Consider the following 223-nt stretch of genomic DNA (forward strand, 5'->3'; position numbering starts at 1 on the left):
GAGCTGTGGGAAATCGATCCCGCGAAGCACAAGCCGGGCCTCGTGATCCACACGGCCGGCTGGCCGCTGAAGTCGGATACGTACGGCGGCTCGTTCCTGTATCACATGGACAACAATCAGGTCGTGGTCGGCTTCGTGGTGGGCCTCGGCTACACGAACCCGTACCTGTCGCCGTTCGAGGAATTCCAGCGCTACAAGACGCATCCGTCGATCCGCGCGTTCC

Annotated in this window: 1 pseudogene; it reads left to right on the plus strand. The window is 62.3% G+C overall.

Going from position 1 to position 223, the window contains the following annotated elements:
- Nucleotides 1-223: pseudogene (locus ACNQQL_RS36335) on the plus strand (electron transfer flavoprotein-ubiquinone oxidoreductase); the annotation flags it as partial.

The organism is Burkholderia sp. LFS061, assembly GCF_047978125.1.
GTDB classification, from domain to species: Bacteria; Pseudomonadota; Gammaproteobacteria; order Burkholderiales; family Burkholderiaceae; genus Burkholderia; species Burkholderia pyrrocinia_C.